This window comes from Mycobacterium shunyiense (genome assembly GCF_058270035.1).
In genome coordinates this window covers 1-12,925 of record NZ_JBZDPT010000047.1, presented here as the reverse complement: position 1 = coordinate 12,925, position 12,925 = coordinate 1, and the positions used below count along the sequence as shown (strand labels likewise).

The 12,925-nt window shown below is 67.3% G+C and carries 11 protein-coding genes and 1 pseudogene; 9 read left to right on the top strand and 3 right to left on the bottom strand.

What is annotated here, in order from left to right:
- The first annotated feature begins 1 nt into the window (after position 1).
- The 5 genes and pseudogenes from AC4ELS_RS27275 to AC4ELS_RS27255 all read left to right on the top strand — a co-directional run.
- Positions 2 to 430, top strand: a complete 429-nt coding sequence (locus tag AC4ELS_RS27275) for a PPOX class F420-dependent oxidoreductase (RefSeq protein WP_448443046.1) — start codon at positions 2 to 4, stop codon at positions 428 to 430.
- A gap of 6 nt (positions 431 to 436) precedes the next feature.
- Positions 437 to 931, top strand: a complete 495-nt coding sequence (locus AC4ELS_RS27270; protein ID WP_064880952.1) for an FxsA family protein — start codon at positions 437 to 439, stop codon at positions 929 to 931.
- Between the two features lie 16 nt (positions 932 to 947).
- The gene (locus AC4ELS_RS27265; protein WP_499050138.1) at positions 948 to 2,543 is read left to right on the top strand and encodes an amidohydrolase; all 1,596 of its coding nucleotides are present in this window, start codon (positions 948 to 950) and stop codon (positions 2,541 to 2,543) included.
- On the top strand, positions 2,533 to 4,434 hold the full coding sequence (lnt, locus tag AC4ELS_RS27260) for an apolipoprotein N-acyltransferase (RefSeq protein ID WP_110777041.1): 1,902 nt from the start codon (positions 2,533 to 2,535) through the stop codon (positions 4,432 to 4,434). The genes AC4ELS_RS27265 and lnt overlap by 11 nt, the downstream gene beginning before the upstream one ends.
- Before the next feature lie 63 nt (positions 4,435 to 4,497).
- Positions 4,498 to 5,232: pseudogene (locus AC4ELS_RS27255) on the top strand (polyprenol monophosphomannose synthase); the annotation flags it as partial.
- An 81-nt stretch (positions 5,233 to 5,313) separates the two neighbouring features.
- On the opposite strand, the gene AC4ELS_RS27250 reads toward AC4ELS_RS27255, so the two are convergent.
- Positions 5,314 to 5,652: an RNA polymerase-binding protein RbpA gene (locus AC4ELS_RS27250; protein ID WP_064881086.1), complete on the bottom strand. Its 339-nt coding sequence runs from the start codon at positions 5,650 to 5,652 to the stop codon at positions 5,314 to 5,316.
- A gap of 122 nt (positions 5,653 to 5,774) precedes the next feature.
- Here AC4ELS_RS27250 and AC4ELS_RS27245 point away from each other — a divergent pair, with 122 nt between their 5' ends.
- Entirely contained in the window at positions 5,775 to 6,113 is a 339-nt protein-coding gene (locus tag AC4ELS_RS27245) for a hypothetical protein (RefSeq protein ID WP_064880956.1), read from the top strand.
- Here AC4ELS_RS27245 and AC4ELS_RS27240 read toward each other — a convergent pair.
- Entirely contained in the window at positions 6,110 to 6,826 is a 717-nt protein-coding gene (locus AC4ELS_RS27240; protein WP_064960625.1) for a hypothetical protein, read from the bottom strand. The two genes, AC4ELS_RS27245 and AC4ELS_RS27240, sit on opposite strands and share 4 nt — an antisense overlap.
- A gap of 76 nt (positions 6,827 to 6,902) precedes the next feature.
- On the opposite strand from AC4ELS_RS27240, the gene AC4ELS_RS27235 reads away from it, so the two are divergent.
- The 3 genes from AC4ELS_RS27235 to AC4ELS_RS27225 all read left to right on the top strand — a co-directional run bounded on the left by AC4ELS_RS27235 (position 6,903) and on the right by AC4ELS_RS27225 (position 12,456).
- A complete protein-coding gene (locus AC4ELS_RS27235; protein ID WP_064880960.1) occupies positions 6,903 to 8,414 on the top strand; it encodes a carboxylesterase/lipase family protein in 1,512 nt (503 codons plus the stop codon).
- 64 nt (positions 8,415 to 8,478) lie between these two features.
- On the top strand, positions 8,479 to 10,416 hold the full coding sequence (locus tag AC4ELS_RS27230; RefSeq protein ID WP_499050135.1) for a primary-amine oxidase: 1,938 nt from the start codon (positions 8,479 to 8,481) through the stop codon (positions 10,414 to 10,416).
- 45 nt (positions 10,417 to 10,461) lie between these two features.
- Positions 10,462 to 12,456 (top strand): DUF7064 domain-containing protein, encoded by a 1,995-nt coding sequence (locus AC4ELS_RS27225; RefSeq protein WP_499050133.1) that lies wholly within the window; start codon positions 10,462 to 10,464, stop codon positions 12,454 to 12,456.
- A gap of 85 nt (positions 12,457 to 12,541) precedes the next feature.
- On the opposite strand, the gene AC4ELS_RS27220 is transcribed toward AC4ELS_RS27225, so the two are convergent.
- Entirely contained in the window at positions 12,542 to 12,769 is a 228-nt protein-coding gene (locus AC4ELS_RS27220; protein WP_055114815.1) for a DUF167 domain-containing protein, read from the bottom strand.
- Positions 12,770 to 12,925: the final 156 nt, after the last annotated feature.

Here is a 12,925-nt window from a genome sequence, read left to right as displayed (position 1 = left end):
CATGGCACCGACCTTCGAGGACGTCTACCGGGAGAAGTACCTGCTGCTGACCACCTTCACCAAGACCGGCAAGCCCAAGCCGACCGCGGTGTGGGGCGTCCCGGACGGTGACAAGTTGCTGATCATCACCGACGACGGATCGTGGAAGACCAAGCGCATCAACAACACCCCGCGGGTCACGATCCAGAAATGCGGTGTGCTCGGCGCTCCGAAGGGTGATCCGGTGGAGGCGGTGGCCAGTAACCTGCCGAAGTCCGAGACCCGGCGGGTGTTCGACGCGATCGTCAAGCGGTACTGGAACCACGCCTGGTACTTCGTGCCACGGGCCCTGTTGCGCGGCGGCATCGACAAGGTGCACAGCGCCATCGAGGTACGTGCCGTCGACGCACCGGCACCCGATCAGGAACCGAACCGCCCGTCCGATCGTTGACCTGGCATGGCAAAGCGGCTGTTTCTGATCTATCTCCTCTTGGAGGTTGCCGTGATGGTCGCCCTGGTGGCGACCATCGGGTTCGGCTACACCGTGCTGTTGCTGCTGGCCTCGTTCGTGATCGGGCTGGTGTTGGCGGGTTCGCAGCTCAACCGGCACATCCGCCGGTTGCGCGCGGGCCTTTCGGGTGGCCTGTCCGATCCCCAGGGAGCGGTGTCCGACAGCCTGCTGGTGGCGCTGGGCACCGTGTTGGTGGTGATTCCCGGACTGGCCAGCTCGGTCGCCGGCGCACTGTTGCTGTTACCCCCCACGCGGGCAGCCGCACGGCCGGTGCTCACCGGCCTGGTCGCCCGGCGAGTGCCGCTCATCGTCGCCGCCCCGGTTGGTTTCGGCGCAGCGACCGGTGCCGCCGGTTTTCGACGGGGCACAGGCGACTACATTGACGGCGAAGTAATCGACGTCAATGACGTCGATCCGTACCGTCTGCCTCCCAAGGCCTGACCGCCAGCCGAAAAGCTTGACCACTCTCCTGATCAACGGGCGTATCCACAGCCCCAGCTATCCCGACGCGACGGCATTCGCCGTGCGCGGCGGGGTAGTGGCGTGGCTGGGGACTGACGACGTCGGCCGGTCACAGTTTCCCGATGCCGAGGTCGTCGACCTCGACGGCGGGTTCGTCGCCCCGGCGTTCGTCGACAGCCACGTTCACCTGACCGCCACCGGGCTGAATCTGCGAGGCCTGGACTTGCGTGGGGCCACGTCGTTGGCACAGTGCCTGCAATTGGTCGGTGACTATGCCCGCCGGAATCCCGAGGGGCCGGTGTGGGGACACGGTTGGGACGAGTCGGGCTGGCCGGAGCGCACGGGCCCGAGCACCGACGATCTCGACGCGGTGCTGGGCGACCGGCCCGCCTATCTGGCCCGGGTGGACGTGCATTCCGCCGCCGCCACCACAGCGCTGCGCCGGTTGGCGCCCGCGCTGCCCGAGGCCGTCGGGTTCGATCCGCAGCGCCCGCTGAGCGCCGAGGCGCATCACCTGGTGCGCGCCGCTGCGCGTGAACAGCTCACCGCGCAGCAACGGCACGACGCCCGCGTCGCGGCGCTCGACCACGCTGCCGGGATGGGGATTGCCGCGGTCCACGAATGCGCGGGCCCGCAGATCGGCGGTCTACTGGACTGGCAGGAGCTGCGCGCGCTGGAGCACGGAGTGGAGGTCGTCGGATATTGGGGCGAGCCGGCCCGCGACGCCGAACATGCCCGCCACCTGATTGCCGAGACCGGCGCGCGGGGCCTGGCCGGGGACCTGTTCGTCGACGGCGCCCTCGGCTCGCGCACCGCGTGGCTGCACGAGCCGTACCACGACGCACCCCACACCTGCGGCAATTCCTATCTCGACGTCAGTGCCATCACCACACATCTGCAGGCGTGCACTGAGGCCGGAATCCCGGCTGGGTTCCACGCGATCGGCGATGCCGCGGTCGCCGCGGTCGTCGAGGGATTCGAGGCTGTGGCGCAGCGGCTGGGCGGCCCGGCCGTGGCCCGCTGCGGTCACCGTCTGGAGCATCTGGAGATGGTCAACGCCGAGCAGGCCGCCCAGTTGGGGGCCTGGGGCGTGATGGCCAGCATGCAACCCAACTTCGATGCCCTGTGGGGTGGCGAAGAAGGCATGTACGCGCAGCGTCTCGGGCTTGACCGAGTTCACCGGCTCAACCCGTTCGCGCTGTTAGCATCCGAAGGCGTGCCCCTTGCGTTCGGCTCAGACACCCCGGTCACCAGCATGAATCCCTGGCAGACCGTGCGTGCGGCGGTGTCGCACCGCAGCGCAGGCAGCGCCATTTCGGCTCGTGCAGCGTTCGCTGCGGCCACCCGTGGGGGCTGGCGGGCCGGTGGGGTCCGCGATGGTGTCACCGGGACGCTGACACCCGGCGCTGCTGCCAGTTATGCGGTGTGGGATGCCGATGATCTTGAGGTCAGCGCGCCGGCCAACGCCGTCCAGCGTTGGTCCACCGATCCGCGGTCACGCGTACCCGCACTGCCGCGGCTGGCCGCCGATGCGGGCCTGCCGCGCTGTCGTCAGACCGTCCACCGGGGTGTCGTCATTCATGGGCAGTGAGCGTCCCCGAGACAGATCCGAGCGCTCCCGGGCGCCGCGGCCGGATGGCTTGGGCCGCCCGCGGCCCAACGAGACCACCGACGTGATCCCGGCCATCGAGGAAGACGAACTCGCTGAACTCGACGCACTCGACGACGAGTCCTTCGGCGAACTGGATGAGGACGTCACCGGCGATCCGGTGGCCGACATCGATCCCGACGACGAACCCGAGGAGCGCGAGTACCGCCTCACCGCGGCGGGCACGCCTGATCGCTGGTCCGTGGTGACCGTGCGGGCGTCGCGGTTCGGCCGCGCCGCCGCGGCGCGGTGGGCGCAGTTGAGCGCCTCGGTGGGCGGCGGACTCGGGTTGTGCCTGAGCTACCCACCCACCGGCTGGTGGTGGGCGGCCTTCGTCGGGCTGGCGTTGATCGGCTGGGTGCTGACCCTCCGGTCCACTACCCTCGCCGGCGGCTTCGGCTACGGGTTCCTGTTCGGGTTGGCCTTCTACATCCCGCTACTGCCGTGGATCAGCGGTCTGGTCGGCGCGATGCCCTGGCTGGCCCTGGCCGCCATGGAGGCGGTGTTCTGCGGGATCTTCGGTCTGTCGGCGGTCGTGGTCAGGCGATTGCCAGGATGGCCGTTGTGGTTCGCGGCGCTGTGGAGTACCCAGGAGTGGCTCAAATCGACGGTGCCGTTCGGCGGATTTCCCTGGGGCGTGGTCGGATTCGGCCAGACCAACGGACCACTGCTCGCCATCGCGCGCTGGGGCGGCGCCCCGCTCCTGTCGTTCGCGGTGGCGCTCGTCGGCTTCAGCGCGACGCTGCTGGCACTGGAGATCGCGCAGTGGTGGCGTCACGGGCACAAGCCGGGGTTCCCCGCGCCTGCGGTCATGTTGCCCGGTCTCAGTATCACGGTGGTGCTGCTGTCCACCGCACTGTTGTGGCCGCAGGTCCGTCATTCCGGGACCGGTGCAGGCGATGAGCAGACTGTCACCGTGGCCGCCGTTCAAGGCAATGTGCCCAGGCTCGGACTGGAGTTCAACGCCCAGCGCCGTGCGGTGCTCGACAACCACGTGAAAGAGACGCAGCGACTGGCCGACGACGTCCGGGCGGGCAGGGCACCGCAGCCGATGTTCGTGGTCTGGCCCGAGAACGCCTCCGACATCGATCCGTTGGCCAACGCAGACGCCGCGGCGCAGGTCACCGCGGCCGCCGACGCCATCGGCGCGCCGATCCTCGTGGGAACCGTCACGAAGGCCGATGGGTACGCCGCGGACAACCCGGTCGCCACCAATACCGTGATCGTCTGGGATCCGGAACACGGGCCGGGGGAGCGCCACGACAAGAAGATCGTGCAGCCGTTCGGCGAGTACCTGCCGTGGCGCAGCTTCTTCAAGCACCTGTCGTCGTATGCGGACCGGGCCGGCTACTTCGTGCCGGGTGAGGGCAACGGCGTCGTGCATGCGGCGGGAGTGCCGATCGGGGTGACCACCTGCTGGGAGGTGATCTTCGACCGGGCCGCGCGGGAATCGGTGCTGAGCGGCGCGCAGGTGCTGACGGTGCCCACCAACAATGCGACGTTCGACGAGAGTATGAGTGCGCAGCAGTTGGCGTTCGGCAAACTGCGGGCCGTCGAGCACGATCGGTACGTCGTGGTCGCCGGGACCACCGGGATCAGCGCGGTGATCGCGCCCGACGGACGTGAGCTGGCTCGCACCGAGTTCTTCCAGCCCGCCTATCTGGACAGCCAGGTCAGGCTGAAAACCGAGCTGACACCCGCCACCGAGTGGGGGCCGGCTTTGCAGGTGGCGCTGGTCACGATTGGATTTGGGGCGTTGCTCGCCGCAATACTGCACAATGGAGGGTTCGTGCAAAGAATGAGGCGTCGCACCGGCGAAGGCCCGCGACGATGAAGGAGCCACATGACAGTCCCTGGTGACGGAGCGAAGCGGCCGGGGGAATCCAGCCCTCGCCGGGACGGTGAACGCCCGAGTCAGCGCACCCTGGTGATCATTCCCACCTACAACGAGCGGGAGAATCTGCCGCTGATCGTCGGGCGTGTTCATCACGCCAGCCCCGAGGTGCACATCCTGGTGGTCGACGACGGCAGCCCCGACGGCACCGGCAAGCTGGCCGATGAATTGGCCCTGGCCGACCCGGATCGTGTGCACGTGATGCACCGGACCAGCAAAGCGGGTCTGGGTGCGGCCTATCTGGCCGGCTTTGCCTGGGGGCTGGGCCGCGGGTACTCGGTCCTGGTCGAGATGGACGCCGACGGCAGTCACGCGCCGGAGGAATTGAGCCGGCTGCTGGACGCGGTCGACGCCGGTGCGGACCTGGCCATCGGTTCGCGCTATGTCTCCGGCGGCACGGTACGCAACTGGCCCGTTCGGCGGCTGGTGCTGTCCAAGACCGCCAATACCTACTCCCGGTTGCTGCTGGGTGTCGGTATCCACGACATCACCGCCGGCTACCGCGCGTACCGGCGGGAGGTGCTGGAGAAGATCGACCTGTCCGCGGTGGACTCCAAGGGTTACTGCTTCCAGATCGACCTGACCTGGCGTGCGATCAACAACGGCTTCAAGGTGGTCGAGGTGCCCATCACGTTCACCGAACGTGAGCTCGGGGTCTCCAAGATGAGCGGCTCGAACATCCGCGAGGCGATGTTCAAGGTCGCGGAGTGGGGTATCCGCGGGCGCCTGGACCGCGCCAGGGGCGTGGTGCGCAGCTAGTCGGCGACGAAAAAACCGCGGCCATGCCCACAAGGGCATGGCCGCGGTTTTTTATCGGGTTCAGCTACCGCGACGCTTGGTCTTGATGAGGTCGAGGCGCTCCTTGAGCAGTTCTTCGAGCTCCTCGACGGAGCGGCGCTCCAGCAGCATGTCCCAGTGGGTACGCGGCGGCTTGACCTTCTTGGGCTCCGGCACGTCGCCGTCGATCAGGGTGCCCTCCATGCCGTTCTTGCAGGGCCAGGTGCCGGGAATCTCGGCGTCGTCGGCGAACGGGACGTCGAATATCTCACCGTTATCGGTGCGGTAGCGCGCGACCTGACGCGGCGCCAGGTCATGGTTGCGGTCGGTCTCGTAGCTCACGGCTCCGAGGCGACTGCCTCTCAGGACGCGATCAGCCATCGTCAACACTCCTTGTTCGGCGTTTGTCCGGATGTATCAACGCAGCACGGCGTTGCGAAGTTCCCGACTCGACCATCGATGATACGCGGGTCGCGGCGTCGGGCAGTCTACAGTCGGGACCCATGGCGCACCACCACCGAAAGAATCGTCCGCAACCCTGTCGGTGGTGTGGTCGTGAGGTCGCCGATGCGCAGATGGGCCGGCGTCGCCAGTATTGCAGGCAATCCTGCCGGCAGCGAGCCTACGAACAGCGCGCGATGGTGAAAGGCACCTCGCTGGCCCCGGATTCGGTGGTGCTCTCCGCGGACGAGGCCGCCCAGCTGTCCGACCGGGTGTATCAGGTCCGGTGTGCGGCCGAGGATGTCGCGATCGCGGTGGACGAGGGTGCCGCAGCCGACGAGCTGCGACAGTTGTGTGACGCGTTGCTACAGGCCGCGAAGGCTGCCGACGGCTGGCGCTAGTCGGGCGGGCAGCTGAGCTGACGCCCGACACCCACCGGCGGTGGGACCGGCTTGAGACAGCCCAACGGTTCGACGCCCGACGAGTTCAGCAGCACCGCGGACTGGTGCGCGTAGTTGACGCACACCAGGGTGGTGTCGTCGGCGCGGCACCGGTAGTCGCCGAAGGCCAGTGACTTGCCCGCGGCCAGTTCCGCGCCGTCCCCGTAGTTGAACCGGCCCGGATCTCCGTGCAGCGAGCCGATATCCACGGTCTCCCCGCCGAAATCCACCCAGCCGGGAATCCACTGACCCTCGACGTCCGACGGCTTCGAGGGGAGGCCGCTGGCCTGGATGAGGCACGCCAATTGGCCTTCGGCCATCTTGTCGGTGGCGCAGCGGGCCTTGCCCGAAGGAGCGACGAACGCGACATCGTCACCCAGATTGGTGGATTGACCTTCGCGCGTTGCCGTATGGAAGCCCGACGGGTCGGCCGGGGTGCCCGCCTCGACCCACTTGATCACCCGGTTCATCGGGGTACCCGGATCCGGCGCCGTGGTGGGCAGCGGCGAGGTGGTGGTCGTAGTGGTTGTGGTGATCTTGGTGTGCGGGGCGCCGGCCGGCATCGACATCCGGGGCTGCGAGTTCGGCTGCGTCTCGTGCCCCCCTCCCGGTGAGCAGGCCGCCACGAGCGCCGCCAAAAGCACAGCAGCCCCAACAGTCACAGCGATTCGCATACCCGCAAGGCTAGCGGTCGCATGCCACGCCCACCGCGTGTCCGCCCCCACTGGTGTTGTTCGATACGGTCGGTCTATGCACGAGCGGACTGTCCGGGCAAAGATCAGTACCGGCATCGTCGAGGGGTTCACGCGTGACGGCGTACATCGTTGGCGTTCCATCCCTTACGCCAAACCGCCGGTCGGGCCGCTGCGCCTGCGGGCACCCGAGCCTGCCGAGCCATGGCCGGGTGTGCGCTATTGCCACGGGTTCGGTTACTGCGCGCCCCAGCAACGCCGGTACACGCTCGTCGGTGTGGGCAAGCACCAGCCGATGAGCGAGGACTGCCTGACCCTCAACGTGGTGGCGCCGGAAAAGCCGAACTCCGACGGTCCGCTGCCGGTGATGTTCTTCGTGCACGGCGGTGGCTACATCATGGGCAGTTCGGCCACACCCGTCTACGACGGTGCTGCGCTCGCTCGCCGCGGTTGTGTGTTCGTCTCGGTGAACTACCGGCTCGGCATGCTCGGCTGCGTCGAACTGTCGTCGCTGGCGACTCCCGACCATCCGATCGAGGACAACCTGTTCCTGCGTGATCTGGTGCTGGCCCTGCGTTGGGTCCGCGACAACGTGGCGGTGTTCGGCGGAGACCCCGACAACGTGACGATCTTCGGTGAGAGTGCGGGCGCCCACGCGGTCGCGACACTGCTCGCGGTGCCGGAGGCCGAAGGACTGTTCGCTCAGGTGATCTCGGAGAGCCCGGCCAGCGGGATGGTCAGCTCCATGGATGCCGCGGCCCGGCTCGCGGATCAGCTCGCCGAATTGGTCAGTCCCGATGGGGGATCGGCGGCTGCCGCACTCATGTCCGCCCGGCCCGCGGACCTGGGCCGGGCGCTGGAATCACTGATCATGCGTGGACAGACGGACATGCCGGGGGCGTTTCCGGTCGGCCCGACGTTCGGCACGGAGTATCTGCCGGTCGATCCGGTGACGGCGATGGCCGAGGGCAGTGCCCACCGGGTGCCGTTGATCGTCGGCAACAACGCCGACGAGGGCCGGCTGTTCACCCGGTTCCTCCCGCTGCTGCCGACCAACGAGCCGATGATCGAAAAGTTGTTCGCCCGTACCGATCCCGAGGACCGCCGTCGGATCGTCGCGGCCTACCCGGACTATCCGAGCAGCGCGGCCTGTGTGCGCCTCGGTGGTGATTTCGCGTTCGCCTCGGCCACCTGGCAGATCGCCGAGGCGCACAGCAAGCATGCACCGACCTACGTGTACCGCTACGACTACGCGCCCCGCACCCTGCATTGGGCGGGGCTCGGAGCGACGCACGCGATGGAACTGCTGGCCGTCTTCGATACTTACCACACGACTTACGGCGCGCTGCTGACCGCCGTGGGTGACCGCACGTCGGCCCGGCGGGTCAGTCGAGACGTGCAGCGCCGGTGGCGCGAGTTCAGCCGGTCCGGCGAGCCGGGCCCGGGCTGGCCGGCCTATGACAGCGATGACCGCGCGGTGTTCGTGTTCGACCGTAGGCCCCGCGTCGAATACGACCCGCGGTCGGTGCGACGCCGGGCCTGGGAAGGGTTCACCCTCGCCGAGCGGTGAGTTCGTCTGATCCACTCTGAGCGATTCGCTGCACGGAATCCTCCGGTGTGGTTGCGTATTTGACGTGGATTACCCCTTGGATCCGCTGTCCGCCGACGAGTTTCGTGCGGTAGCGGCGATATTGCGGCGTGAGCGCGGAGTGGGTGCGGGCTGGCGGGTTGCCTCGGTGGAACTCGTCGAGCCGTCCAAGGCCGAATTGGCCGCGTTCGACGGTGGTGGTGCTGTTCCGGCCCGGCGCGCGGCCGTGATCTGCCTGGAGCGGACGGCCAACGCCACGTACAAGGGCGTCGTGTCGCTGACCGACGACCGGGTCGAGAAGTTCGACCACGTGCCGGGCGTCCAGGCCAATTTCACCGTCGACGAGTTCGTCGAATGCGACGAGGTGCTGCGCCGGCATCCCGACGTGATCGCCGCCCTGGCCCGACGCGGCATCACCGACCTCGACAACGTCTTCATGGACACCTGGACCTACGGCGACGCCGTCGCGCCACCCGAATATCGTGACCGGCGGATCGGCTGGTCGGACACCTGGTACAAGCAGGCCGCCGGCGCCAATCCATACGCGCACCCGGTCAGCGGTCTCCATTGCGTGATCGACGTCAACAGCATGGAAGTGCTGCGGGTCGAAGATGACGGCAGCGCCGAAAAGCCCGACGTGATGGGTGAATACGTGCCGCGCCACATCCCGGAACGGATTCGGGCGGCTTCGCGCCGGGACCCACTCAAGCCGCTCGACATCACGCAGCCCGACGGCCCCTCGTTCACCTTGGACGGCAACCTGCTGCGGTGGCAGAACTGGTCGTTGCGGATCGGGTTCAACCATCGTGAGGGCATGACCCTGCACACCGTGCGGTACCGCGACGGCGACGTGGATCGTTCGGTGGCACACCGGATGTCGTTCGCCGAGATGGTGGTGCCGTACCGAGATTCCTCGGTCGATCACTACCGGCGCACGGCGTTCGACATCGGCGAGTGGGGTCTGGGATTCATGACCACCTCGTTGGAGCTCGGCTGCGACTGCCTCGGTGAGATCCGTTATCTGGACGCGGTACTGCACAACAGCAGCGGTGAGCCGTACACCATCACCAACGCGATCTGCATCCACGAGGAAGACAACGCCGTGCTGTGGAAGCACGTCGACCACGACGCGGGTGCCGAGGTACGTCGGATGCGCAGACTCACACTGTCTTTCCACGTCACCGTCGCCAACTACGAATATCTGGTGTACTGGCGGCTGTACCAGGACGGCAACATCGAGTGCGAGGTCCGGGCCACCGGGATCATGGTCACCACACCGTTTTCGGCCGGGCCGACGCCGAAGAACGGCACGCTGGTCGACGAGCGCACCTACGCGCCGTTCCATCAGCACTTTCTGATCGCCCGGTTGGATCTGGATGTCGACGGCACCGACAACACGGTCTACATGACCGAGTCGTACGCAGAACCCATCAGCCCGGACAATCCGTACGGCCTGTCACTGGTGGTGCACAATCAGGCGCTGCGCACCGAGCAGGAGGGCAGACAGGACGTCAACTTTGCCACCCAACGGGCCTGGAAGGTGGTCAATACCAACGTCGTCAACGGCCTGGGGACCCATCCGTCGTACAAGCTGGTTCCCACCGGTGCGATCCCGGCGATGTTCGACCCCGCCTCGCCGGTGATTCAGCGCGCCAATGTCATCGCCCACACGCTGTGGGTGACCCCCAACCAACCGGACGAGCGCTGGCCGGCGGGGGAGTTCGTCAACCAATCGGTGGCCGATACCGGGTTGGGTGAGTGGACGAAGGCCGACCGCTCGATCGACAACACCGACGTGGTGCTGTGGTACGTGTTCGGCATCCACCACATCACCCGTCCGGAGGACTGGCCGGTGATGCCGGTGGACGTCGTGTCGTTCTGGCTCAAGCCGTTCGGGTTCTTCGACCGCAACCCGGCCCTGGACGTGGCGCCCACCCCGCCGGACGCCTGTGCCCATGGTCATGCCAAGGCGGCACACCATTAGTTGACACCTGTCATGTGTGATCTGGAACACTGCTAGGTTGCCTGTGTGCAACCGACTCAGACAGCCCTACTCGACCGCCCCGAAGACCTGACCTGTGACTGGCTGACCGCCGCCCTCGGTGCCGGCCAGGTCAGCGCGTTCACTTTCGAGCGGATCGGCACCGGCCAGATGAGCGAGTGCTACCGCGTCGCGCTGAGCTACGCCGGCGACGCCGCCGGGCCCGCCTCGGTGGTGCTCAAGGTGGCCGCCACCGATCCCAACAGCCGCCAGACCGGGCTGTCCCTGGGACTTTACGAGCGCGAGGTGCGGTTCTACACCGACATCGCGCCCGCCCTGGTGCCCGGGCCCGTGGCACCGTGTTACCACGCCGCGATCGACACCCAGACCGGTGCCTTCGATCTGCTGCTCGGCGATGCGGTTCCCGCCGTGGTGGGTGACGAGATCCGCGGCGCCACAGCCGAACAGGCCGCCGTGGCACTCACCGAGCTCGGTCGCGTGCACGGGTCGAAGGCCGGCGCCGAGGCCCTGGACCAGGCTGAATGGCTCAATCGTGAGGCACCGGTCAACCAGGCGCTGATTTCGGGTCTGTACGCGGCCTTCGTCGACCGGTACGCGGGTCTGATCACGCCGGAGCAGCGCCACGTATGCGAACGACTCGTCGAGAGTTTCGACGCCTACCTGGCCGACGAAGGCGCGTCCGAGCGGCCTCAGGGTCTGGTGCACGGCGACTATCGACTCGACAACATGCTGTTCGGCGACGCGGGTGCGGACCGGGCTCTGACGGTGGTCGACTGGCAGACCGTCACCAAAGGACCGGCGTTCACCGATGTCGCCTATTTCATCGGCTGCGCCCTACCCGTCGAACAGCGCCGGGCGCACTACGACGAGCTGCTGGCGGCGTATCACCAGGCGCTGGGCTCGGACTCGGCACTGACGCTCGATCAGGTGCGCGACGGCGTGCGCCGGCAGAGTTTCTTCGGCGTGATGATGGCGATCATCTCCTCGATGCTGGTGGAACGTACCGAACGCGGCGACCAGATGTTCATGACGATGCTCGACCGGCACTGCAGCCATGTTCTGGATACCGGAGCACTGGACGTCCTTGCGCCACCCTCGGTTCCGGAGCCGTTGGTGCCCGCCGCCGAGGACGATCATCCGCACCCGCCCACCGACGAAGAGCTGTGGAACGAGAGCTGGTACTTCGACTTCACCGATCCCGCCGCGGGTTTCGGCGGTTGGGTCCGACTGGGCCTGATCCCCAACCAGGACACCGCGTGGGTCAATGTGCTGTTCTGCGGTCCGGGCATGCCGACCGTGGCGCTCAACGACTTTCATGCCGTACCGGCCGAACCGGAGCTCATCAAGGGTGACGGGGTCGAGCTGAGCCTGCAACCGGTCGAACCGCTCAAGACCTACCGCGTCACGGCGTCGGGTACCGGGCAGGCTCACGATGATCCGGCGGCGCTGCTGCGCGGCGAGGCCGGTCGGCCGGTTGACGTGACCATGGACCTGACCTGGACCACAGCCGGAACTCCGTACCAGTACCGCATCACGCCGCGCTATGAGATTCCCTGCACGGTCGCGGGCACGGTGACCATCGGGGAGCAGACGTTCGACATCAAGGCAGTGTCGGGTCAGCGCGATCATTCGTGGGGTGTGCGGGACTGGTGGTCGATGAATTGGGTGTGGAGTGCCATCCATCTCGACGACGGCACCCACCTGCACGGCGTGGACATCCGGATCTCCGGAATGCCACCGATCGGTATCGGCTATTCGCAGCGCGACGGTGAACCGCTCGTCGAATTGCAGTCGGTGACAGCGCAATACACGGTCGGTGCCGACGATCTGCCGGTGTCGACGACGCTGACTCTGCAGCCCGGCGACATCGAGGCGACTGTCGACATCCAGGGCCACGCGCCGGTGCTGTTGGTGGCTGCGGACGGTCGCATCAGTCAGTTCCCCCGCGCCTGGGCGAAGGTTCGCACCGCCGACGGACGTACCGGCATCGGCTGGCTGGAGTGGAACCGCAACCTGGGCTGACGCAGGCCCATTTGCACCGCGAGCGTGCGTGTCTGCTGCCCGCCACGCCGCTTTTGAGCGGTGTTTTGCGCGCGCTCGCCGGCGCTCAGCTGACCCGAAAACGCTTGAGCCGCGCAGTCGCTCCTGAGATCAACTCCACGCGGCTGCGCGGCACACCCAGATGCTGGGCAAGCAATTTGGTGACGGCGTCATTGGCCTTGCCGTCGACGGCGCGTTCTGGCACGTAGATGGTGAGAGCGCCGTCATCGGCGACCTCGACCAGCGGGCCTTTGCGGCTGCCGGGCTTGACGCGGACGACGACGGTTTCGCTCACACCGTCATCGTGACGCGAACGTGCGCAAAATGCTGCCGCGCGGCGGCGTGTCGCGGAGCAGACACGCACTCAGTGTGAATGTGGTGATGCCGCTGTTGCGGTGGTTGGGTTCTTTTCACCTGGTGTTTGGCTCAGACACGCACTGCCACCTCTGTG

What these genes read in the sequence shown, in the direction of transcription:
- AC4ELS_RS27275 (WP_448443046.1), top strand. Translation starts at nt 2, where the DNA reads ATGGCACCGACCTTCGAGGACGTCTACCGGGAGAAGTACCTGCTGCTG.
- AC4ELS_RS27270 (WP_064880952.1), top strand. Translation starts at nt 437, where the DNA reads ATGGCAAAGCGGCTGTTTCTGATCTATCTCCTCTTGGAGGTTGCCGTG.
- lnt (WP_110777041.1), top strand. Translation starts at nt 2,533, where the DNA reads ATGGGCAGTGAGCGTCCCCGAGACAGATCCGAGCGCTCCCGGGCGCCG.
- AC4ELS_RS27250 (WP_064881086.1), bottom strand. Translation starts at nt 5,652, where the DNA reads ATGGCTGATCGCGTCCTGAGAGGCAGTCGCCTCGGAGCCGTGAGCTAC.
- AC4ELS_RS27245 (WP_064880956.1), top strand. Translation starts at nt 5,775, where the DNA reads ATGGCGCACCACCACCGAAAGAATCGTCCGCAACCCTGTCGGTGGTGT.
- AC4ELS_RS27240 (WP_064960625.1), bottom strand. Translation starts at nt 6,826, where the DNA reads ATGCGAATCGCTGTGACTGTTGGGGCTGCTGTGCTTTTGGCGGCGCTC.
- AC4ELS_RS27235 (WP_064880960.1), top strand. Translation starts at nt 6,903, where the DNA reads ATGCACGAGCGGACTGTCCGGGCAAAGATCAGTACCGGCATCGTCGAG.